Raw genomic sequence first — 25,954 nt, 5'->3', positions numbered from 1 at the left:
ATCGAAAGGGATTCTTTTTTATCCAAAAATTTGCGCTGCAATACTATATAGCTCATTATTCCTGTTTAATAATTGATCACTATTTTTCATCATTATTGGTGGTTTATTAACCTTTTGGAAACCAGTAACCTCTAATTCTTTCATAAACTTTTTCTTTCCTTCTGGTACATCCATTCTTAATTTACCATGATGCTCTCTTGCTAAATCATGTACAATTCTCATTGCCATTTCATCATTTTTAGCAACTACCGGTCCTATTATTTTATTTTCTGGCGTTTGTATACTCAAACCATATCCTAGTACATTTTGTTCCTTATCTTTCACAACAGTGCACTGTTCACTTTGCATAATCCTTTTCTTTAAAAACCCCTTTCGATTTGTTCCAAACGCATTTTCATCTATTTTTATTATTTTTTCTAAATCACACTCTTCATAATTCATCATATAATCTTCATTTTCTATACAATGATTATTCGCATTGTACGAGTTACATATATATTTAGAAACATAGCTTACTTCCCTGAATCCTAACTTTTCGTATAAAGGCTTTCCCTCATCCATAGCAATCAACATAATGGGAGTATGAGCTAATACACTCTTAATACATGAATCTGTTATCACCTTTCCTATTCCTTTTCCCTTATAATTTGGATGTACAATCACCATTCCGATAGATGCCAACGCCTCCCCGTATAATATAATTGCCGCGCTAGCAATAAGTTCCTTCCTCTCATTCCATACACCATATACAATACCTGAGTTAAAAACTGTTTCAATTTCTTCTCTGTTATAATCCCAACCAATATAAGAAGATAATGCTACAATATCGCCGATTTGTTCTTCCCTAAGACGCTCCACTCTAATTTCCAATTCAATCATACTCCATCCCCTTATCTAGACATTTAAATCATTATTACTAAATCAACTTGTACATGTTTCCCTTTATTTGTCACGCACATATCCTATTTTGACCAAGACTATATTGTAAATGAGGTGACAACATGCCCATTACGAATCGATTTTCTACCACCACTAACGGCGCACTCGCTATTACGGGAAACACTTTAGGCTTAAGTAAAATTAGTAATCAAAACCGTGCTGGTACAATCGGGGCAATTGGTGCATTCGCAACTACGAATACTGCTTTACAAGTAACTACTTTTCCTGCTGGTACAACGTTAAACTATACACAAAATAGTTCTACCGCTATTTTAAATATCCCTGCTGGTAGCACTATTCTTTACGCAGAACTCGTTTGGGGTGGAAACTATTTATCTCGTGATCAAAACATTACGAGTGTATTAGGAAACCCAGTTTCTTTTACCACACCTGTTTCAACATACTCGATTACTCCTTCAGCTGTTACGGCTTCAAATCAAACATTCGTTTCAAACTCTATTACATTTGGCTTTTACACTCGTTCAGCAGACGTAACAACTCTCATTCAAGCTGGAGGTTCTGGTTCTTATACTACGGGAGCTGTCCCTGGACTTGTAGATCCTATAGATGCTTCCAATGGAACAATTAATTCGGCTGGATGGACGCTTATCGTCGCTTATCAAAACGGGACATTACCAGCAAGAAACTTAACCATTTATGTAGCTGGGAACCGTGTTTCTGCAGAAACCGGTAGTGCGGATGTATCTGTTTCTGGATTTTTAACACCTTCAGGAGGACCAGTAAGCGGGAGATTATTTTTAAGTTCTACCGAAGGAGATGCAGATTTAACCGGGGATCAAGCTTTATTCGGACCAAATTTCAGTTCATTAAATGCTTTATCTGGACCAAACAATGCTATAAATAATTTCTTCGGTTCTCAAGTTAATAATGCTGCAGGAAACTTAGATACAACAGGGACATTTGGAACGCGAAATCAAAGTGCTTCTACAAGTACCAACATCTCCGCAGGAAGGCAAGGTTGGGACATTACTTCCATTGACATTTCCTCTTATTTAACAAATTCCCAAGTATCCGCCGCAATCCGTTTAACTACTAACGGAGATGCATATATGTTAAATACAGTCGGCTTACAAATTAATATAAACTCACCAAATATACAAGCAACGAAAAGCGTGAATAAAAGTGTTGCTGCAATTGGAGATATTCTCACTTATACAGTTACTATCCCTAACACCGGGCTTCTTCCTGCCAATAATGCTATTTTTATAGATAGTCTCCCGAACGGGACTTCTTTTATACCTGGCTCTGTAGCGGTAGATAACGTACCACAAACAAATGCAAATCCTACCGCCGGTATATCTCTTGGAACAATTAATAATAGTGCTTCTCGTACAGTAACTTTCCAAGCAACTGTCGTTTCTCTCCCAAGTCAAAACCCTATCTCTAACACCGCTAATATTACATTTCAATATACACCAATTGCCGGAGGAACAACTTTTAACGGTCTTGCAACGAGTAATGCTGCCGGCACACAAATTAACCTTGCAACTATTAATGGAGCTAAATCAGTTAACAAACTTTTTGCCGATATTAGTGATACGTTAACTTATAGTATTTCCTTAGCTAATGCAGGAAATATCGCTGCTACAAATGTTATATATACGGATCCCATTCCAAACGGGACTACTTTTATTCCAGGTAGTGTAACTGTTAACGGCGTTATTCAAGCTGGAGCAAATCCTGCTAATGGTATATCTGTTGGAACTATTGCTGCAAATTCTACTACTACCATTTCATTTCAAGTATTCATTCCTTCTATCCCCCAAACAAATCCAATATTAAATAGTGGTACAACAACATATCAATACATTCCTGTACCAAATCAACCTGTAGTAAGTGGTACTAATACGACTAATACTGTCTCTACTCAAGTGAATAATGCTACTGTAACTATGGCAAAAACAGTGGATAAAAACTATGCGGATATTGGAGATACACTGACTTACACTGTTGCCTTTACAGGTACAGGTAATACGAATGCGAACAATGTTATTTTGACCGATGTGATTCCAGTTGGTACGACTTTTATCTCTAATAGCTTAACAATTAATGGCACTTCTCAAATTGGTGCGAATCCAGCTAACAGTGTTAATATCGGTTCAATTTCGCCTAATGCAACTAAAAATGTCTCATTTCAAGTAACGGTAAACAACATCCCTCCAGCAAACCTTGCATCTAATACAGCTACTGCCTCTTATCAATATACTGTCAACCCAAGTCAATCACCTGTCACAAAAAACATTTCTTCAAATGCTGTTTCTACCCAAATCAATAATGCCAATTTATCATTAACGAAATCTACTAATAAACAATTTGCCAATATTGGAGATACAATAGGCTATACAATTCTCATTACAAATAGTGGGAATACTCCCGCAACTAATTCACAAATTACAGATCCACTTCCCACTGGTACAATATTAACTTCAGGAAGTGTATTCCTAAACGGCTCATTACAAAATGTAAATTCACTTGTAGGCCTCTCTCTCGGAACAATACCAGCAGGGGCTACATTTACTCTTTCTTTCCAAGTAACAGTCATTAATATCCCCGCACAAAATCCGATTACTAATAATGCTTTTATCTCTTATCTTTATACTGTAAATCCAGCATTGCCACCTATTTCTAAAATCGCAACCTCTAATTCTGTTACAACAGCAATTAGAAATGCACATCTTTCTGTTATAAAATCTGTAGACAAATCCTTTGCTGAAGTCGGGGACACATTAACCTATACATTCGCCCTCTCAAACAACGGAAACGTGGCCGCAAATAACACTCTACTAAGTGATACGCTTGCAAACGGTACTTCTTTTGTATCAAATAGTATCATCGTAAATGGTGTTCCGCAGCCTGGTATAACACCATCGAATATAAATATAGGGAGTATAAATGCTAACAGTACAATTTCAGCCTCATTTCAAGTCACTGTAACAAGTATCCCCAACCCAAATCCGATTACTAACAACGCTTCTATATCCTATAACTTTATAGTTGATCCTAACTCATCACCAGTCAATCAAAGCACTACTTCAACCACTACATTTACTCAAGTAAACGATGCAAATATCATTTCGTCAAAAACAGTCGATCGAGCGTTCGCTACCGTAGGGGATATATTAACTTATACCGTTATTTTAACGAATGCAGGAAGTGTTTCCGCTGATAATCCTACTTTCGTTGATACGAATCCAGCTGGTACTACCTTTATCCCAAACACTTTCCTCATTAATGGTATACTCCAAAATAACGCCGATCCAAATGTCGGTGTTCCGTTACCTTCCATTCCTGCTAACGGCTCACTTACCGTCTCTTATCAAGTAACTGTCATCTCTTTACCAACACAAAACCCAACAACAAATTCATCTAGTACACAATATAGTTTTATTTTAAATCCGGGCGACCCGCCAACTATAGAAACATCTTTAAGTAACACTGTAAGTACACAAATCAACTTAGCAAATGTAGTTATTGTCAAACAGGTAGATGTAACTATTGCAGATGTTGGGCAACCGATCACATATACAATTGCTTTAGCTAACCCTGGAAATACTCCAGCAAATAATGTAGTCGTTACCGATATTCTCCCTCCTGGCACCACTCTCGTACCAAATAGTATTTTTATAGGTGGCGCTTTACAGCTAGGTGCAGATCCAAGCGTTGGCCTTCAAGTCGGTACAATTCCAGCAGGCGGAATTACAACAATCGTTTTCCAAATTAGTGCAAATAGTTTACCTTCACCAAATCCAGTGCAAAACAGTGCTGCACTTCAATATAACTTTATCGCAGATCCAAATTTACCTGCTGTTATTAGAAACACGACTAGCAATATAGTATCGACACAAATTAATACTGCTAATATCGTTACTACGAAACTAACAAGCACAAACTTCGCTGATGTTGGTAGTTCCGTAACATATACAACTACTTTAATGAACAATGGAAATATCCCTGCTTCTAATGTAACGTTTACAGATATCATTCCAGCTGGTACCACCTTCATTCCTAATACTGTAACAATTAACAATATCCCTATAGCCAATGCAAATCCTGCTAACGGCATTTTTATCGGTACGTTAGGAGCGAATTCATCACGTACCGTTTCATTCCAAGTTTTTGTGCCAACGATCCCTAGTGCAAATCCGATTACAAATCAATCAAGTACTACATTTCAATACACATATGACCCATCTAAACCATCCGTAATGCAGATGGTTGCTTCTAATACCGTACAGACAACTATTAATAATGCTATGATTGCTGCTACAAAATCTGCAGATAAACAGTTTGCTAACGTAAATGACATTATTACGTACACAACTACTTTAACGAATAACGGAAACATACTTGCTTCAAATGTGATATTTACAGATGCAATCCCAAGTGGCACATCGTTTATTCCTAACAGTGTAACAGTAAATGGGAATACACTCCCTAATGTAAATCCAGCAAGTGGCATAGTAATCGATCCAATAAACCCTAATGCAAATACGACCATCTCGTTCCAAGTGCAAGTAAATTCTATCCCGAATCCAAATCCAATTCCAAATCAAAGTAACACAACGTACCAATATGTCGTAGACCCGAACTTACCTCCAGCATCCGCCAATGCATTAAGTAACGTAATAACAACTCAAATTAATAACGCTACAATCGTCGCTACTAAGTCAGTGAATACACCGACAGCTGCAATTGGTGATATCGTTACCTATACAATTGCAGTAACAAATACAGGTAATATCCCTGCTAGTGCGAGTGTTTTAACGGATGGACTCGGCGCAGGCGCTTCATTTGTCCAAAACTCCGTAACTATCAATAATGCTCCACAGCCCGGGTTAGATCCATCACTTGGTATTCACTTAGCAGACATCCCGCCAGGAAATACCGTATTCATTGCTTTTCAAGCACAAATTTTAGCGATACCGCCTAGTGGCACATTAACAAATAATGCTCTTGTAAATTATGAATATACCGTGAATCCAAACCAGTCACCTGCTGTTGATAGTACAATTACGAATACGACGGTTACTCCAATTATCGATGCTACTCTATCTATAAATAAAACTGTCAATTCAACATTCGCTACTATTGGAGATACACTTACTTTCGCTTCTACCGTTACGAATACTGGGAACACCACCGCAAACAATGTTATTTTTACAGATTTAATTCCAGATGGTACAACGCTTATTCCAAATAGTTTTACGGTAAATGGAACAACCATCCCTAATGCAAATCCACAAAATGGTATCAATATCGGGAACATAAATTCAAATGCATCAGTTATACTCAGCTTTCAAGTAAACATTACAACGATTCCAAATCCTAATCCAATCCCTAACAAATCATCTCTACAATATAGCTTTATTGTAGAGATAAATGAACCGCCTGTTTCACGAACAGTTAAATCCAATAAAACCTTTACACAAGTAAATACTGCCTCCGTTATCGCAACAAAAACTGCAAGCAGTGCGTTTGCTGCTGTTGGAGACACAATTACGTATACAACTACTCTCACTAATGGCGGAAATACTCCCGCAAACACGCCTGTTTTTACCGATATATTACCATCTGAACTTTCATTCGTTCCTGATAGCGTACAAATTAATACCATCCCACAACTTGGATTTAGACCAGATAGCGGGATTTCTTTAGACTCAATTCCAGTTGGAGGAACAACAACCATTAGTTTTCAAGCAATCGTTGGCTCAATACCAGCTACAAATCCAACTTTAAATCAATCTAGCACAACATATTCTATCATCGTGGATCCTACCCAGCCGCCAGTGACAGAAACAGCTACAAGTAATCCAACTTTAGTGCAAATTAACGAAGCAATTATCCAAGCAACAAAAAGTGTGGATCGTCTATTTTCTGATATCGCACCTGGAAATTCATTTTTAACGTATACAGTTTTATTAGATAATATAGGAAACTCAACTGCTACTAATATCATTTTTACAGATTCAATTCCAAATAATACAATATTTATAGCAGATAGCGTTCGAGTAGGTGGGACTTTATTACCTGGAGTGAATCCAGCAAACGGAATACCAATTGGGGATATTATTGCAGGGGACTTTATTAACGTTACCTTTCGTGTGCAAGTAGTTAGCATACCAAACCCAATCTTTACAATCGGGCCAGGCGGTCCAAACTCATCCGTTGTAAACAGCGCTTCCATTCATTATCAATTTATGACAGGACCTAATTTACCACTTGTTTCACGAAGCACGACATCTAACCCTGTTGCGACACAAATAAATTCTGGGGAAATTGCACTCGTTAAATCTGTAGATAAAACTTTTGCAACGATTGGCGATACCATTTCTTATACAATTACATTAAGTAACCCTGGAAATGTCACTTCACAAAATATAATTTTCACAGATATTTTGCCTGATGGAACGACATTTATATCTGGTACTCTTGTAAATGATTCTGGTGCGCAGCAAATCGGAAATCCTGCGAATGGAATACAAATTGGAAATATAAACCCAAGCGGAATGTCCATTATTACTATTAACGCACTTGTCATAAACATTCCAAGTATAAATCCAATCTCTAATTCCAGTTCTGTACAATTTCAGCATATTGTCGATCCAAGTCAACCAGTTATCACTCAAACCGCTTCATCTAATACCGTTACTACAACAATAAATAGCGCTATATTAGCTACCACAAAAAGTGCTGATAAATCCATTATTTCTGTCGGAGATACAGTTACGTATACAACTACCATTACGAATACTGGGAATACACCAGCAACGAATATTACTTTCACAAGCGCTATTCCAGCTAACACTACATTTATACCAAATTCGGTCACAATCAATGGCGTTCAGCAACTTGGTGCACAGCCAGCACTTGGAGTAACTATACCAAATATCGCTCCTGGTGCAACAGTAACTGTTACTTTTCAAGTAAATGTTATTTCTGTGCCCCCTTCAAGTTCGATTATGGGTAACGATACCATTTTATACTCTTATACTGTTGATCCAAGCGCTGCTCCTGCTACTACTTCTACTTCAACGAATATCGTTACAAACCCTGTACTAGATGCTATGATAACGATGCTAAAATCGGTCGATCAAACACTTGTAACACTAGGTGATACCATTACCTATACAACCATTTTAACGAATAACGGCAATACAAATGCAACGAATATTACTTTCACTGACCTTATTCCAGATGGTACATCGTTCGTTTCTGATAGCGTCACAATAAATGGCATCACACAACTTGGCCTTACTCCTAATACAGGTATAACGATTGGATCAATTGCTCCTAACAGCTCAATATCTATAGCATTTCAAGTTACCGCTACTTCTACACCAGCCCAAAATCCTATTGCCAATTCCGCTACCGCTTCTTACACATTCATCGCTGATCCAAATGCACCTATTGTTTCAAGAACCACTACTTCAAATATAGCGTTTACTACCATTAATACAGCTACCATTCTTTCATCAAAACAAGTTGATAAATTATTTAGCCGTATCGGAGATATACTCACTTATACTGTTACTTTAACAAACAACGGAAATTCATCTGCACAAAATGTTATATTCACAGATACTGCGCCGAGCGGAACTACATTTATTGCAAACTCATTTTCTATTAATGGCATTCCTCAAAGCGGTGCGGACCCATCGAACGGTGTAAATATTGGCCCTATAACAGCTGGGAATACAAGAAATGTTTCGTTCCAAGTAACTGTTACCTCTTTACCAACACAAAACCCCGCTGTAAATTTCTCATCAACATCGTATCAATTAGTCTCGCCGCCTAATGCAGAAACTTCAATTAGTAATCCTGTTTCAACGCAAATGAAAGAAGCTATATTATCCATGACAAAAAATGAAAATGTATCCTTTGCAGATATCGGGCAAACTGTTTTTTACACTACTTCTATTTCAAATATAGGAAATACGGATGCTACTAATATAGTATTCACAGATGCATTACCAAGCGGACTCACATTCGTTCCTAACACATTAACGGTCGATGGCGTTTTACAACCGAATGCGAATCCGAATACAGGTGTAGCACTTGCAACACTTCCACCAAATGAAATATATAGTATCGTCTTTCAAGTTACGGTGAACAGCATCCCACCTAGTAATCCAGCACCAAATACAGCATCCACGACTTATGCGTTTACTGTGGACCCAGGGGATCCGCCAGTATCGAGTACAGCTACTTCCAACACGACACTTCTTCAAATAAACAACGCAAATATTATTAGTACAAAAACAGTAGATCTTACTTTTGCTGATGTTGGTAATACAATAACATTTACACTTAACCTTCCTAATACCGGGAATACGACCGCTACAGATGTAACTATTATTGATATTCTTAATAGCAATCTCACTTTCGTCCCGAATAGTTTCACAGTTAACGGGCAAACCATTCCAAACGCTGATTTATCTACTGGTGTAAATATCGGTTCCATTCCTGGTGATAATACGGCAATCGTTACTTTCCAAGCAACAGTTGCTACACTTCCAACACTTGAACCCATTTCTAACGCTGCTTCTATCACATATCATTATGTCGTTGATCCTAGCCAGCCACCTATTATAACCTCCAATCAATCTAATACAACGACAACACAAATTAATAGCGCTATCCTTACCGCACAAAAAAATTCAAATGTGGCAACAGTAGATATCGGTCAAGATATTGTCTACACCGTTACAATAACAAATAGTGGAAATGTTAGTGCGACGAATGTTATTTTTACCGACCTGATTCCAGATGGAACTTCCTTTGAACCGAATAGCTTTACAATTAACGGAACTAGCATCCCAAATGCAAATATCATTACAGGTGTTCCAATTGGTGATATTGCGCCAAATCAATCTGTCATTGTGGCATTTCATATTATCGCAGATGAAATCCCGCCTATAAATCCAATTACCAATCAAGCTAGCGTTAGCTTTCAACATATCGTTAATCCAAAAAATCCTCCAGTTTCAAAAAATATTACTTCTAATAACGTTACAACAAAAATTGAAAGTGCGATTTTAACTACTATTAAAATAGGAGATAAATCTTTTGCAACAATTGGTGATACGATTACGTATACAACGACTATTACGAATATAGGAAATATTTCTGCTAACAATGTTATCTTCTCAGACCCTTTACCGACATGGACACAATTTGTTGCAGGATCAGTTATTGTTGATGGCACTCCATTACCTTCCGCTTCTATTATTAATGGCGTTGGTATAAATACAATCAATCCAAATCAAATCGTAACAATTGTATTTCAAGTGCAAATCGTAAGCAATCCAACAACGTCCACAGCTGTACTCCAAAATTTAGGATTTGTAAACTTCCAATATAACGTAGGAAATGCATTACAAGCTCAGCCTGGCAATGTGGAAACGAACGTCTTCGTTACTTCTATTCAGTCAGCAATACTTTCAGCTGTAAAAACTGCTAATATGGCCTTTGCAAATATTGGAGACACGATCACTTATACGGTTCTTATTCAAAACAAAGGAAATACTACCGCTACGAATGTAAATTTCTCAGACATTACTCCCGCTGGAACGACCTTTGTTGAAAATAGTTTCACTGTAAATGGAAGCACCATTCCAGGTGCAAATCCAAATAACGGAGTGAATATCGGAACCGTTAACGCGGGTAGTTCCTTAACTGTTACTTTCCAAGTCATAGTTACATCTACTCCACCTTCGAACCCAATTACAAACGTTGCATCTATGCAATACGCATTCATTGTTGATCCAGCTTCCCCTCCTGTTACAGGTACAATAAATTCTAACAGTGCTTCCACACAAATTAATAACGCTACTGTTACAACTGTTTTAGAAGCAAATCGATCAATTGTATCTATCGGAGATTTCATTACGTATACAGCAACATTAACGAATACTGGAAACTTTCCTGCAAATTCTGTATTACTCATTAATGGAGTTCCTGAAGGGGCATTATTTGTTCCAAATAGTGTCACACTTAACGGGATTTCACTTCCAAATGCAAGTCCAACTCTCGGTATTCCAGTTGGTATTATCGCACCCGGTGATTCTGCTACTATTACATTCCAATTCCTTGCAAGTTCTATTCCGCCGCAAGGAGCGATTATAAATCAAGCACTTACAAGTTACACGTATATTGTGGATCCAAGTCAACCTCCAGTTACAGCAACATCTTCATCTAATACGGTTAGTACAGCTGTCGTTGATGCGTCCCTATCCGCAATTAAAAATACAGATTCTCTCGTACAATCTCCTAACGGTACAATCACTTACACAGTAGTCGTTCGAAATAACGGAAATACAACTGCAAATACAGTTACTTTAACAGATTTGGTCCCAGAAGGAACTGCATTTATTCCGAATAGTGTGACCATTAATACCGTTTCAGTTCCAGGTGCCGATCCAAACGTAGGGATACCATTAAACTCCATTGCACCGTCAGAAATTGTCAACGTCACATTCCAAGTGATCGTTCAATCCATTCCAAACGTGAATCCAATCTCTAATACAGCCCGTATTGACTATACTTTTATCGCTGATCCAACGGCTCCTATCATCTCTCGTACCATTACTTCTAATCCAGTATCCACACAAATTTCAGATGCAACTATTATTTCTTTAAAAGCAGTAAACACACAGCAAGCAACAACTGGCGATATTTTAACTTACACGATAACACTAGAAAATAGCGGAAATATCCCGACCACGAACCTCTCATTCTTAGATTCCACTTTAGATGGTACTACATTCGTAGAAAATAGTTTTACACTTAATGGAACAGCGATACTTGGTGCAAATCCGAATGCAGGTGTTATTTTGCCTGATCTTGCAGCAAACGCTACTCACCTTATTTCGTTCCAAGTTCTTATTAATAATTCATTCTCGCAAGATTCTATTACAAACCAGTCTACTACGACATATACAATTCAACCAAATCCTGGGCAACCACCAATTACTGAAACCTCTACAAGTAATATAGTCATTACAAATTTCGTGCAAGCACAATTGACAATCACAAAAACATCTAACCCAATAACTGTAGATATTGGTGGAACTATACTTTATATTTCTGAAGTGAAAAATATCGGCAATGTTGACGCAATAAATATTATTTTTACAGATTCTATTCCAGTTGGAACTACATTCGTTCCAGACAGTGTCACAATTAACGGTGTACTTCAGCCTGGTACAAATCCAGAAAACGGAATAGCCATCGGAACGATTACACCAAACAGTTCCAAAACGATACTATTTCAAGTACAAACAAATAATCCACCTACTGAAACCGAAATTATAAATCAATCATCTGCAAATTACCAATATGTAAGTATCCCTACAACTCCACCAGTGAATCGCTCTGCAAGTTCTAATATCGTGACAACATCACTTCAAAATGCAAATATTATTTCTGTTAAACAGGCGAATGTTACTTTCGTATCCATCGGGCAAAATATCACTTACACAAATACACTGCAAAATATAGGAACTGTTCCAGCTAACAATACGTTGTTCATTGACAACATTCCAGAAGGTACTATATTCATTGAAGATAGCTTATCAATAAACAATGTAATGCAGCCTGGTGCGAACCCTGAAAATGGAGTAACTCTCGGCACGATACAACCAGATGAAACAGTCACTATTTCATTCAAAGTACAACTTACAAGTATCCCTTCCGGCAAAACCGTCGTTAACATTTCAGACACTTCGTATGAATACCAAATTGACCCTAGCTCCCCTATTATTCAGCGTAAATCGTTATCAAATGCAGTAAATACTGAAGTTCGAACGGCAAATGTTAGTGCAATTAAATCCGCCAATAGATCCATTACACGCATCGGTCAAATCATCACATATACAGTCGCCGTTACAAACGCTGGTACAATACCTATTACAAATACTCTCCTAATTGACGCAATTGCAGCTGGCACCACATTCGTTCCAAATAGCATACTTGTAGATGGCATACCAAGACCTAATGAAAATCCAAGTACCGGTATCAAACTTGATATCATTCTTCCAAACAATACGATTATTGTTACGTTCCAAGTAAATGTAACTTCTATACCATCACAAAATAATATTAATAATATCGCTGTCATTCACTATGAATATCAACCGGAACAAAGCGCACCACCAATCTCAGAAGCAATCTCTTCCAATACGACAAATATACAGTTTATTGATGTTATTCTTATCGCTACAAAATCCGCTAATAAAGTATTAGCAAATATTGATGAAACCGTTGAATATACAGTATTCATTCAAAATAACGGATCCACTACAACTAACTCTATCTTTTTTACAGATACTATAGAAGATGGCGCAGTATTTATTCCGGGAAGTGTAACAGTTAACAATACTGTACTTCCTGCAGCAGATCCGAATATTGGCTTTTCCATTCCTAATATTGCGTCAGGGCAAGCGACTACAGTAACGTTCCAAGTTTCCGTTATGAATTTACCAGCTGTAAATCCAACGCCTAATACTGCAAACATCGTCTACGACTTTATTTTCAATCCTGACTTTGCACCAATTCAAAAATCCACTACTTCCAATACTACTTTCGTTCAAATTAACGACGCTGATATCGTTTCACTGAAAACTGTTGATTTAACTTCTGTAACGATTGGTGACATTTTGACTTATACAACAACTTTAACGAATATAGGAAACACAGATGCTACTGCCGTTGTATTTACAGACAATATCCCTGATGGAACTACCTTTATAGAAGGTAGCGTTTTAGTAAACAATATTCCTCAGCTTAACGCGAATCCAAGTGCCGGTATACTTGTAGGAACGATTGCTCCTAGCGTCTCTATCCCAGTCACATTTTCCGTTACTATAGTAGCTCTTCCAGCTAGCAGTCGTATTCAAAACCAATCAACTTCTCATTATACAATTAGTGGCGAAGAACAAATATCGACTAGTAATATTATCTTCACTGAAGTTATTTCTGCTCATGTAATTGCAACAAAAACAACGCCTATCCAATACGCTGACCTACAAACTATCATCCCTTACACAATTTCCATCACAAACAATGGGAATATACAAGTAGGAAACATTATCGTTACTGATATCATCCCAGCAAATACGAGCTTTATAGAGAATAGTGTTATTGTGAATGGCACCGCTCGTCCAAATGACAACCCACTTAACGGGATACAACTTGATAACATTTCACCTAATACGACAGCAACTGTTCTATTCCAAGTACGAGTTACTTCAATTCCGCAAACAAATCCAATCTCTAACACGAGTACAATTGAATACCAATACACTGTACCGAACCAGTCGCCTATTACCGAAACTATTCTTTCATCAGCTGCCGTAACAACAATTCATCATGCAAATTTAAATAGTAATAAAGCTGTTGACCTTGCATTTGCAACAGTCGGTGACACGTTAACGTATACGATTACACTCAATCAAACTGGTAATGTCGCAGCAAATGATGTAATCATTCAAGATATGATTCCTCAAAGTACTACGTTTGTAGAGAATAGCGTTGTTGTAAACGGAGAAACTCTTCCGGGAGTTAGTCCAGTAATCGGTATACCAATTGGTTCTATAACTGTTGGCGGAAATGCTATCGCTTCATTCCAAGTAACCGTGACTTCTATCCCAACTCCAAATGAACTGACCAACCAAGCCATTACTACCTTTAACTATATAGTCAACCCAAATAACGTACCTGTTACGAATACAACTACAACAAATACCGTCACAACAACTGTCCAAAATGATAATGTCGTTGCCATAAAGTCTGTTAATGCTACGAATGCATTACCTAGTCAAACTATAACGTATACAATTACAATTACGAATAATGGTAATGTGACTATTGAAGATATCCTTGCCATAGACACCGCACCATTAGATACTACCTTCGTTACGGGCAGCGTTACGATTAACGGAATCAATCAGCCAAATGCAAATCCTGAAAATGGTATTACATTAGGAAACCTTGCTCCTAATGCATCCACTATCATTACTTTCCAAGTAACAATATCTCCTACAACTCTTCAACCAGCAATTAATAACGATGCTTCTGTTTCCTATACTGTTACCCTTGACCCGAATGAACCACCTATTACAATTACAAAGCAAACAAATGTCGTTACAACAACAGTAGTTGATCCTATGGTTCGTATTAACAAAATAACCGACACATCTATTGCCGTTATAGGTGATATGATTACATTCACATTAGAAGTATTTAATCGTTCCCCAATTCCTACAATCAGTACTTCCGTTTTAGATATGATTCCAGCTGGTACAACATTTATAGAAAACAGCGTAACAATTAACGGAACTCCAGTTCCAACTGTCCGTCCAGACACTGGTATGAATATCGGTGCTTTACCAGCTGGTTCCGTAGCAACGATAACATTTAAAGTTCTCGTCACTTCTATTCCTTCAAACAGTACAATTATTAATTCTGCAACAGTTACCGCTGCTTTCCAATTGACGCCACAGGATCCAATTATTACTTTCATTGTTAATTCAAATACTGTTCGTATACCAGTTCAATTTGTAACTGCAACCGTCACGAAAGGTGCTTCCGTCAGCTCAGCTTATTTAAACCAATATTTTGATTATACGGTGCGTATTACGAATACTTCTGCTATTTCACTTTCAAATGTTTCATTACAAGATACCATTCCAGTAGGTTTACAATTTATGAACGGTACTGTCTTTATTAACGGCGAACGCTCTCCACTAGCGAATCCAAATATCAGTTTCCTAGTCGCTACTAATTTGGAACCGAACGAAACGATTATCGTGTTATTCACAGTACAAGTGATAAGTCCACCTGTTAATAATCAATTTAAAAATACGGCCAATATTTCGTTACAACTTCAAACCTCTCCTACTGATCCACCAATTACAGTAACCGTTACAAGTAACGAAAACATCGTCACCTTTGTTCCAGAAAATCCAAATGAAACACTTCCAAATTTAAATTGCTTCTTTGACGGTGAACGCTTCATACGGATTACTCCTCGAAATGTACGAAATTACCTTTGGACTTGGATTTGGTGGAATTAAATTAAAAAAGAGATTGTAATTTGGTTTCAACCAAACTACAATCTCTTTTTCATTACCTTTATCACACTACGTTGTAACTCGTCCAAGGATATACAGTTAAGCATCACCTCAAGTTATTTTAGTCGTAATAAGTTGGCCAGCTTCATTAATAGTAACTTTCCATTTCGCTCCACTAGCTGTCTTCATGATTATGCCTTTACTTGCCTCTATTTCAATATCTCCAAACATTCTTCCACCAGTTGTAGCTAACCAAGCATTTCCGTTTTCCATAGAAGACCTTGCAAAAATGCGATTAATTCGAAAACGCTTATGATCTTGGGAATAACCACTTAATGTAATTCTCACTTTATATAACTGGCTCGCCTTCATGTTCGATATAATTGTATCGCCAACATTTAATGGAACATCCGACGCAACAACCCAATTTCCAGTTGCACTTAATGCATATTCAATTTTAATTTTTTTCGGGCTCTCTCCCCATCCAAAATACATTCCAAGACAATTTAACATCTGTATTGGATTTTTCGTGAAATCTAGTTCAATGACAACTGGATTACTATCAGGAACGTCAATATAGTTTACACTTTGTTCATCTATTAAATTAAAACAATTTGCGAGATTCCCCCCGTACGGCACTTTCCCACTTACTTGCTTAACATTATATTTCTGCTGAGCATTTACTAAAATATCATCTTGATTTCCTATTAAATGAGGTTTATTTAACGTCAACGGTAACTGAATTCGTAAGGATTCTCCATAGGTAGAATTACAAACATTGTATTGTCCTTTATCTACAATAGTTGTCGAAAGCAGATTTGAAAAAAGGTAGTTACGATGAGAACTAGAAGAAAATTCAATGACAATTTGTTCACTACTCATCCTGTACGTATCCCAAATCATACAATCAAATGTATTATATGCACCTGAGCAACGAATTACTTTTTTCGTTTGTTGTCTACATTGAACTTGAATATCCTGAAACGTATTTCCTGAACTTTCATTTGGTAAATCACTATTTCCATCTACTTCAATTCCATACCCACATCCATCAATAAATATAGATTGAAATACATTGGCGTTAATCCAACAAGGTGTATTGATATCATCTATATATTCTGTCTTCAAATGTATTGCAGTTTGAAAGTTTTTAATTTGAATAAATTTAACTTGAAAGAAACTAATAAAATCCCATGCCTTTTGACAATAAAAATATATAGCTTTTCCTTTATACGATGGAGTTGCATTTACTATATTTATATTTGATATAACAGATTGATTAGGTACTTCGATTTGTTGTGAACCAGAGACATAAATAACAGCAGATTGAAACACTGGATTTATAACTTGAACTGTACCACCTGTTATAGACGCATTTTGTTGCAGTTCAAACGCATTAAAATCTCCATCAATTTGCACCGTAACAGTAGGATCTAGCTCTAACCTTACATTTGATTTAATAACAATGGGCTTTACAATTTTGTACGTATTTACTCCTGTAATTCTTACCGTCGAAATTCGGTTAGCTACACAATAATCAATAGCTTGTTGAATTGCTAATGAACTATCATTTCCTGAGTTCGGAACTGCGCCAAAACAATTAATATAAACGCTACTTTCTGGCACACAATCTTCTTGGGAAGAAATATATTCTGACAAAATAAATTCACTCCTCATATTACCTTTTTCATATAATATGTGAGTTCTCTCTTAAAAGTTTCTATAATAAAAAAACAAACGACCTGCACGGTCATTTGTTTAATTCATATATACTTTTCGTTTCCTCTATCATTTTAGTTAACGAAAAATACCTCTCTGCTTTCTCTCGTGCGTTCAATCTAATATCATTCACCTTCTCTTCATCCCCTTGTAGTTCCTCAAGCGCGCTTGCGAATTCGGATTCGAAATATTCAGATATCAAAACGCCCGATTCTCCATCTATTACCGCTTCATTTATTCCGCCGACATCTATTGAAACAATTGGAGTTCCTGTCGCCATCGCTTCAATTACTACCATTGGAAACACTTCACGAAAAGACAATAAAAGTAAGGCATCCATATTCCCTATAAACTCATGCGGATTCGAAATATTCCCTAACATCTTTACACTCTGTTGTAATCCATATTTTTCTATTTCTTTCATAATCGCTTCTTTCTCTGGGCCATCACCAGCAATATAAAACATAAAGTCATTTCTCTTCTTTAACACATTTGCAATTTTTATAAAGAGTTGATGGTTTTTCTCTTTGGATAATCTAGCTAATATCCCTATGTTATATATAGATTCTTTCTTTTTTTGCTGGAATAAAAACTTTTCAATATCCACACCGTTATAAATTGTCTTTATTTTTTCTTCTGCTACATGCATTGAAATTAAGTTATTCTTTTCAAACTCACTTACTGTAATAATATTGTTCACAAATTTATTCATGAAATAACGAAAAAGAATTGGCATTTTCTTTTCTAATATCGTTACATTATGTTTCGTATACACGATTTTTATCTTTTTTTTAATAAACCTTTGAAGTAGAAAGGCATATAAGACCATTCGCAAACTATTTGCATGGATAAGTTCAATCTTTCTCTTACAAATTTCTTTTCGTAAATAATGAATATTGCTTAAATGATTCCATCGACTAAGCAAAATAAAATTTTCTTTTCTAGTAAGAGATTCATATAGCTCTCCTTCACCTGCTGCTGTATAAACTGTATAATTTTCATAATGTAAATTACTTTCCAATTTACAGAAATAACTCTCTGCCCCACCAGTTATCAATTTATCAGTCATCAGCAGTATATTCATACTTGCGTCTTCCCAACTACATTAATTTTATTTTTTCTATAGGCATGATACGCATACTTACTAAAATAGTAAAAGGTTTGCACCGAATTCAGTCGTTCTTGTTCCCTTAATAATTTCCAATACCGGAAAGCTGCTTTAATTTTATTTCTAGAAACAGAATTTGTAACAATTCTATATTTTGCTAGCACTTGCTGTACCCCTTTCGCTTCATACCCTTCATGTAATAAGTTCAGCCATAACGCCGTATCTTCAGGCTGTATACTAGGCATTTCAACATACGGAATTTTTTCACGATCAATCATCACTGTTAAACACCCGATAATTGTATTTCCTGCCAAATAATGATAGTCAATAGATTCCGGTACATTTACATCTCTATTCAAGCCATTTCCACTTTCATCTATTAAACTATAGGACGTATACGAAAATGCAGCATTCGTTTCTTCCATAAATAACAATTGTGTCTTCAATTTATGTGGTAACCATATATCATCACTATCTAAAAAGGCGATATACCTTCCTCTCGCCTCTTGGATCGCTAAATTCCGAGCTTTGGCAACACCTACATTTTCTTTTAATGATACTAATCGAATACGCGAATCCTCCTCTATCATCTCTTTAATTATTACAACTGAGTTATCTGTTGAAGCATCATCAACTATAAGCATTTCCCAATTTTCATAAGATTGACTCCTCACAGATGTGATTGTCTCACCTATAAAACGTAAACTATTATAAGAAGGTGTTATTATGGAAACATACGGCGACTCATTATGTACTGATGGACACTTTACCATCTATCGTTCCCCTTCTTTCATATATTGAAATGTACTTCACAACAACTGCTAAAAATAGAAAGAACGCTTCGTTAATAATAAGTGACAATGAAATCATCTGAAATAAAAATGCAATCATAGTCAATAAAAGATATGGTTTTTCGCGAAACAAGTTATACTGTGTTAACTTGAACAGTAATATGAATAAAAACGCACTATATAAAAGAAAACCGATTGTACCCGATTCAGATAAAATTTCTAAAAATGTATTGTGCACATATAATTTCTCATTGAACTGGTATTCATAATAATTCGAAAAATTAAATGCACCGATACCGATATATGGATTAGATAAATAATATTTAAAAGCAGCTTCCCATAATGTAAATCTACCACTTCCATTATCGTGAGAAAAATCAGAAATCCGCTTATTCAATATATCATCCAACTGTCCACCCATTACTGCATTCGATAAACTAAAAATAACAATACTAAATATTACTAAACCTATTAATATTTTCACTTTTTTAGCAAAGCTGGACATGCATATATATACAACAATAACAAGCGCAATTGCTAAAATCCCACCTCTTGAAAATGTTAATAAACTTGTCGTAACACATAAAACCAATCCAATGACGTTGGTCATGTTATATAAATTTGTCATATAATACATAAAAAATATCGTATTATAAAAAATAAAAATGTTAGGATCATCTAATAGCCCAATTAACCTTGGATATCCTCTATCAACTAATAACCCAGCATAAACTTCTCTCTCTTCTCCACCATATAGTCCAAAATATTGTAATCCGATTATATAGAGTATAAGACTCACAATATTAAATACTAGCCCTGCGTAGACAATGGATGATTCAAGCACTACTATTTCAGTATTCCCCAATAAATTCCTCATTATAAAATAGCAACCTAAAACAAGAAGCACACCAAAAATCATACGAATACTAGCACTTAAATACACTGAAAGAATACCACTTAAACAATAAACGAAATAGAACATTAAAAATACCACTTCATGCAAATATAGCTTTTGAACATGAAAGCCTTTAATTGTAAAACAAAAATAAATGGCTAAGAAAATCATATATATTTTCAAGGAAAATCCTATATATATATTGTATTTACTTAACATAACAAACAAGATTAGAAGAAAAATCCATTTCATCGAAATTTGCATATTATTTTCCATAGGCTATATCCCCTGCTTCGTAATATAATCCTTTTCTCCTGTCTTTCGTATAAACGAAAGAATAAGTTTGTTCAACTCACGATCATATAGGAATATACCAACTACTACAATAACCGTATGAAGTACAAGTGCAATCAAATTGTATGCATGCAACATATATTGCACTCCTATAAAAGTTATGCCAAAGTAAATTGTATAAGGAATTACAATTTGGAATACAATTTTTTTCTTCACTGCACTTACCGCTATATATCCCACTAAAGCGATGATTTCAAATAAAACCATAGCATATGCCGCTCCTATCACTCCACCAATACTACTAAAGCTATAAAGCATAACCCCACCCATCACCAATGCTACACACTGCACAATAGTTCTCTTATTTTGACATCCACTCGTCGTTAAACCGTCAGCAATGGCAATATTTAAACTTTGTAGCACAATAAGAAATGATAATATTTGGAGTGGTTCTACTGCATTGCTCCATTCTTCATGAAAAAATATAGAAATAAAGTATGGTGCTAAATGATATAAACCGATCGTCATACATATTCCTACAATCGCCATTGATTTGATTTGAAGCAAATTTAATTTCGTATGCTTTTCTAAATTATTCTGGTTATAATGCTTAAAGAGCACTGGAAAAAATGCACCTGCAATCACCCCTGGTACTTGATATAAAGCTGCCGGCATCCGATACGCCACTGCAAAAACACCTACCATACTTAATGGCAATGTATAGTTGAGCAAGATAGGTGCTAATTGTGGCGTACTCATTATTAAAAAACCGCTAATAATAAAGGGGGGTAATTGCCAAAATAACGCTTTATGAATTACGACTTTCATATTCATTTTCGTCTTTCTTCTCATGATATATATACTGAATAAACCACCAATCATATACCCAAAAGCATATAAGCGAGCCGTTACATACACCGGCAACTCTCCCAAAATACAAAAACATGTAATTATAATGACAACCGATGCTGATACAACTTTAATGAGCGCTATATACTTCATACGTTCCGTCAGTTGAAAATAGGCAATGCCTATGTTTTGCCAAGTTAACCCTATTAACATGAAAAACATTACGTTTATCATCATATAAATTACATTTCTATCCGCATACATATAATGAATAGCAATATAACCGATGATAGAAATAAAAATAAGTAGAATCACCCTTATTTTTATATACGATGATAAAATCTTTTCTAAATCTGCTCCATCTTTTGCCCCTTCTCGAAGAAACGTATTACTAAGTCCTAAATCTGTAAAAAATAACATAACAAACGTCACTGCTATAGCAACACTAAACATCCCATAATGTTGTGCGTTAAAAAAGTTTGCTAAAGCGATTAAACTGACAGCCTGAAGAAGGTTAGCTAAAATCGTACTATAAAATAGATGGATAATATTGTTTAGAATAGATCTACCCATACCAGTTCTCCTTTGCAAGTAACCTACTTACATATGTTGTTTGTTTACATATATATTTATCTTGCGCCATTACCGTTCAATACAATTAAAACCGTCTTACATAAAATACGGATGTCCATCCGAATCGTTTTCATTTCAATATACTCCATGTCCAATTTCAATTTTTCTTTTGGATCAAGATTATATCCTCCATTTATTTGTGCCCATCCTGTTAGCCCCGGCTTGACCATTAAACGACCCTTAAATTCTGGAATATACGCATCAAATTCATTATAAAAAAACTCTCTCTCTGGTCTAGGGCCTACAAAAGACATATCTCCTCTTAAAATATTTAAAAGTTGCGGTAATTCATCAATTCTCGTTTTTCTTATAAACAAGCCAACTTTTGTAATTCTTGGATCATGTTCTTTTGCCCATTGTGGTCCGTTCATTTCAGCATCCTTTACCATCGACCTTAATTTAAATACATTAAACTTCTTCCCGTTTATACCTAAACGTTCTTGAAAGTAAATTGGAGCCCCTGATGTTTCTAAAGCAATCATAATACAAAAAAACAACATAATTGGTATCGTTAATAGTAACAATATGAGTGAAAATATTATATCAAACAAGCGTTTTACACTTCGATTCAATATGCTAGGCTTTTCTTGAGCCGGAATCGTATACAACTTGGCTTGATTTGTTTCACGAATCATGGATCGTTACCCCCACATTCAAGAATATAAAATTATACCTATTAATTCACATTCTTTCCTCTTTATATCAGCTATTACTTTTTGCACTGTACGTAGTGAATCTTTTCGTTTTTTGACTGCTAAGACCACTCCATCGCATTTCTCTGCAATAATGTGCGTAGCAGGAAGCTCAAATACTTCAGAAGAATAAAAGAAAATGTAATCAAAATCTTCTTTCCACTTAGCAATTACACTATCAAATTCATCCATAGCAACTAATGGTGTTCCTGTGTGTACTGTTTTTTTCGCAGGAATACAATATAAGTATGTAGACAAATTACTAGAAAAAGATTCATAATTGCAGGGGGAAGAGCTTATTATATCGTTTACTGTTATCATGTGATCGCTTTGTAATAATACATGTAGTTTAGGGTCAGAAAAATTCACATCAATAAGTAACACCTTTTTCTTCATTTCCGCAAACACTAGACCCATATTTACGATAAGTGAGGCAACAACGCCTCTGTCCTTCGTTGAACTAATTGTAAACACTTGCTTTCCAGATTTTTTTAATGCGTGATACACCGTATAAAACTGCTCTTTCATCAGAGCATCATGCGGATCGAATGGTAGCTTTTTTTTTGTCCTAAACATCGACACGTTCACCTCGATATATAGATGATTGCCCATCAACTTCTGTAGGTTTCTTTTTTCTATTCGGTTTCATATTTATGTGACCAATAACAGAGACTGTTGTTATTTTCCCTAAATCCAGTTCCATGTATATACGTTCATCAAAATAATCTCGGAATACAGCTAAACCTATACCAACGAAAAAACTAACAATTAAAGAGATAGGAATGATCAGTTGCATTTTCGGAAACAATTTTTCAGCCTGTTCCTGTAACTCAGGATCAGTCAATACTTTCACTCCTTGTACATTTGTGTACTGTTGAAAGCTTTTTTGAGATTGCTCTGCCAATGTCTTTACAATGTCTTTCACAACTTTCGGGTTGGAATCTTTTACTGTAACAGTTACAATTTGTGAGTTGTCCGTATTCACCACCGAGATTTTTTGTGCTAATTCATAACTTGATTGCTCTAATTTCAAAGTTTTTTTGACTGTTGAAATAATTAATGGGCTTTTTAAAATATCAACATACGATGTTACTAGTTGCTTATTTTCTTGTGTTTTATTTGTTGAATTTTCCTTATTAAACTCATCTAAATTCCCAACAAGAATTTGCGTTGAATATTGATATGACGGTTTTAAAACATACATAGAGATAAGAACTAAAGAAGCGGTTAAACAACATATTGTTAAAATAATCGTTACGAATCTTCTTTTCAATAATTGTTGAAAATCTTTTATACTCATTTCTTGCTTCAATTATTTCACCGCCCTTTTCTGAATAACATCCTGCACGTCATTTTCTACAAATAACTCTTTCTTCTCTCTATCCGCTCGCTTTGTTACATACTTTCCGACTCTAAATGCAAGTTTTTCTACAAATACATACGAAATCGTTGCTAGTATAAGCGAAAGAATAAGCGACAAAATTAAAACAATAGGTAACGGTAATATTTCATGAAGCACGTATATAAGAGAAAATAAAGATATGATATGGTATAAATAAAGACTGTAAGAAATCTTCCCCAAATATAACAAGTATTTATTATGCAACAAGGACGACAAAGTTGATATTGACAAGCTTAATATGACAAATAGACATGCACTTATCGCCACTACGTAGTCTCGAAATATAAAATTATTGAGCACTTTAATTTCTCCAATAAGCCCTTCATACATAAAAAGTAAAATTGCAAATAAAAACCATGCAATTTTCTTATTTTTAGTACAATTACTGTAAAAAACTATTAAATTATTTTTATATTTCGCAACTAGTGCTCCTAGTAAAAACAGCACCGTGTAATGTGGCGTTAATACATAGCTTGTTAATGTTAGACTCGAACGAAATAAAAATAATATTACGACAGAGCATATACTAAAACTAAACAATGATAGTAATGAATACTTCAACGTTTTTCGTAAACAAACCATCAAAATTAACGGAAAAATTATTGATATTCGCATTTCATGGACAAGTGACCAAATCACACCGTTGTAAGCATCTGTATTATATTTCCCAACCAATAAAATATGTTGCGCTATTAAGCTTGAAGAACTTTCAATCGTCCATGAGCGATTAAACCATTCACTTAAATAAGAAATACCATATTCACTAATTGTAGCCTGGCATATAATAGCTATAATTAGTGCCACAATATAGGGAATGTATATTCTGCATATACGTTTTAAAAGGTATGACCCATAGCTACTATAGGTTTTTTGAATAGATTCATACAAAACAAATCCACTCAAAACAAAAAAGATAATAACAGATTCGTTACCACTACTAAAAATAAGGCGAGCAGGCGTTTCTTTTAATAGATATACAATAAATGGTTTATTATCTTCATAACTGTAATTTTGAAATGCTGAAAAAATCATTAAATGATGACCAATCATTACTATTAATGAAGAAATTCCCCTTATAGAATCTAATTCTTCGTATCTCTTCATCGTTTTACATCAACTCCTAATGAAATGATAATAATCATTTCAAAGCGACATCTTTATTCATATTCCTCTCCTTTCTTTTCATTCCAATTTTTCATATTAAAATGATTTTATATTATAAATTTGAGAGTATTGTAACATTTCTTGTAATATTTTGAATATAAAATCCTAAAAATTGGTATATACCAATTTCAACCTCGAAAAATGAGAAATATTGACAGAAAAAAACTATAAATATTCCTTGCATATTTACAAAATTAAAGAGATAAATAGCGTTTTTTCAATATAAAATAAAAAAGATAGCCTATAATAAAATGTACCCTATAGAATAGACACTTGAAAAAAGTCTATCCTATAGGGTATTTCTTGTATAATAAAAGGAAAATTGGGATCGGAGAATGTTAAAAATGACAAAAAAGCTATTTACAGAAAGAGAAAT

The 25,954-nt window shown here is 35.3% G+C and carries 11 protein-coding genes; 1 reads left to right on the top strand and 10 read right to left on the bottom strand.

Annotated elements, in window-relative coordinates:
- Nucleotides 1–18: 18 nt before the first annotated feature.
- Nucleotides 19–879 (bottom strand): GNAT family N-acetyltransferase, encoded by an 861-nt coding sequence (locus COK05_RS25385; RefSeq protein WP_098614760.1) that lies wholly within the window; start codon nucleotides 877–879, stop codon nucleotides 19–21.
- A gap of 122 nt (nucleotides 880–1,001) precedes the next feature.
- On the opposite strand from COK05_RS25385, the gene COK05_RS25380 reads away from it, so the two are divergent.
- A complete protein-coding gene (locus COK05_RS25380) occupies nucleotides 1,002–16,034 on the top strand; it encodes a DUF11 domain-containing protein (RefSeq protein ID WP_098614759.1) in 15,033 nt (5,010 codons plus the stop codon).
- A gap of 108 nt (nucleotides 16,035–16,142) precedes the next feature.
- Here the strand turns inward: COK05_RS25380 and COK05_RS25375 are convergent, their stop codons facing one another.
- From COK05_RS25375 to COK05_RS25335, 9 genes are all read right to left on the bottom strand, one after another.
- On the bottom strand, nucleotides 16,143–17,690 hold the full coding sequence (locus COK05_RS25375; protein WP_141539252.1) for a hypothetical protein: 1,548 nt from the start codon (nucleotides 17,688–17,690) through the stop codon (nucleotides 16,143–16,145).
- 91 nt (nucleotides 17,691–17,781) lie between these two features.
- Nucleotides 17,782–18,834 carry a glycosyltransferase family 4 protein gene (locus COK05_RS25370; protein WP_098614757.1) on the bottom strand — a complete coding sequence of 351 codons (1,053 nt, stop codon included), beginning with the start codon at nucleotides 18,832–18,834 and terminating at the stop codon, nucleotides 17,782–17,784.
- Entirely contained in the window at nucleotides 18,831–19,631 is an 801-nt protein-coding gene (locus COK05_RS25365) for a glycosyltransferase family 2 protein (protein WP_098614756.1), read from the bottom strand. The genes COK05_RS25370 and COK05_RS25365 overlap by 4 nt, the downstream gene beginning before the upstream one ends.
- Nucleotides 19,606–20,820: an O-antigen ligase family protein gene (locus COK05_RS25360; protein WP_098614755.1), complete on the bottom strand. Its 1,215-nt coding sequence runs from the start codon at nucleotides 20,818–20,820 to the stop codon at nucleotides 19,606–19,608. Before COK05_RS25360 ends, COK05_RS25365 begins: the two co-directional genes overlap by 26 nt.
- 3 nt (nucleotides 20,821–20,823) lie before the next feature.
- Nucleotides 20,824–22,260, bottom strand: a complete 1,437-nt coding sequence (locus COK05_RS25355) for an oligosaccharide flippase family protein (protein WP_141539251.1) — start codon at nucleotides 22,258–22,260, stop codon at nucleotides 20,824–20,826.
- A 56-nt stretch (nucleotides 22,261–22,316) separates the two neighbouring features.
- Complete coding sequence (locus COK05_RS25350; protein WP_098614753.1) at nucleotides 22,317–22,955, bottom strand: sugar transferase; 639 nt, start codon at nucleotides 22,953–22,955, stop codon at nucleotides 22,317–22,319.
- Between the two features lie 18 nt (nucleotides 22,956–22,973).
- Nucleotides 22,974–23,588, bottom strand: coding sequence for a CpsD/CapB family tyrosine-protein kinase (locus tag COK05_RS25345; protein WP_098614752.1), 615 nt, complete (start codon nucleotides 23,586–23,588; stop codon nucleotides 22,974–22,976).
- Nucleotides 23,581–24,324, bottom strand: coding sequence for a YveK family protein (locus tag COK05_RS25340; RefSeq protein ID WP_098614751.1), 744 nt, complete (start codon nucleotides 24,322–24,324; stop codon nucleotides 23,581–23,583). The genes COK05_RS25345 and COK05_RS25340 overlap by 8 nt, the downstream gene beginning before the upstream one ends.
- On the bottom strand, nucleotides 24,325–25,518 hold the full coding sequence (locus COK05_RS25335) for an acyltransferase family protein (protein WP_098614750.1): 1,194 nt from the start codon (nucleotides 25,516–25,518) through the stop codon (nucleotides 24,325–24,327). It abuts the gene before it with no gap.
- Nucleotides 25,519–25,954: the final 436 nt, after the last annotated feature.

The sequence above is a fragment of the Bacillus cereus genome, assembly GCF_002567495.1.
GTDB classification, from domain to species: domain Bacteria; phylum Bacillota; class Bacilli; order Bacillales; family Bacillaceae_G; genus Bacillus_A; species Bacillus_A cereus_AQ.
The sequence above is the reverse complement of the archived record's forward strand: the minus strand, read 5'-3'. Positions and strand labels throughout refer to the sequence as shown.

Coding starts and splice junctions, on each gene's coding strand:
- COK05_RS25360 (WP_098614755.1), bottom strand. CDS start 20,820: ATGGAAAATAATATGCAAATTTCGATGAAATGGATTTTTCTTCTAATC.
- COK05_RS25350 (WP_098614753.1), bottom strand. CDS start 22,955: ATGATTCGTGAAACAAATCAAGCCAAGTTGTATACGATTCCGGCTCAA.
- COK05_RS25370 (WP_098614757.1), bottom strand. CDS start 18,834: ATGAATATACTGCTGATGACTGATAAATTGATAACTGGTGGGGCAGAG.
- COK05_RS25345 (WP_098614752.1), bottom strand. CDS start 23,588: ATGTTTAGGACAAAAAAAAAGCTACCATTCGATCCGCATGATGCTCTG.
- COK05_RS25365 (WP_098614756.1), bottom strand. CDS start 19,631: ATGGTAAAGTGTCCATCAGTACATAATGAGTCGCCGTATGTTTCCATA.
- COK05_RS25355 (WP_141539251.1), bottom strand. CDS start 22,260: ATGGGTAGATCTATTCTAAACAATATTATCCATCTATTTTATAGTACG.
- COK05_RS25385 (WP_098614760.1), bottom strand. CDS start 879: ATGATTGAATTGGAAATTAGAGTGGAGCGTCTTAGGGAAGAACAAATC.
- COK05_RS25380 (WP_098614759.1), top strand. CDS start 1,002: ATGCCCATTACGAATCGATTTTCTACCACCACTAACGGCGCACTCGCT.
- COK05_RS25335 (WP_098614750.1), bottom strand. CDS start 25,518: ATGAAGAGATACGAAGAATTAGATTCTATAAGGGGAATTTCTTCATTA.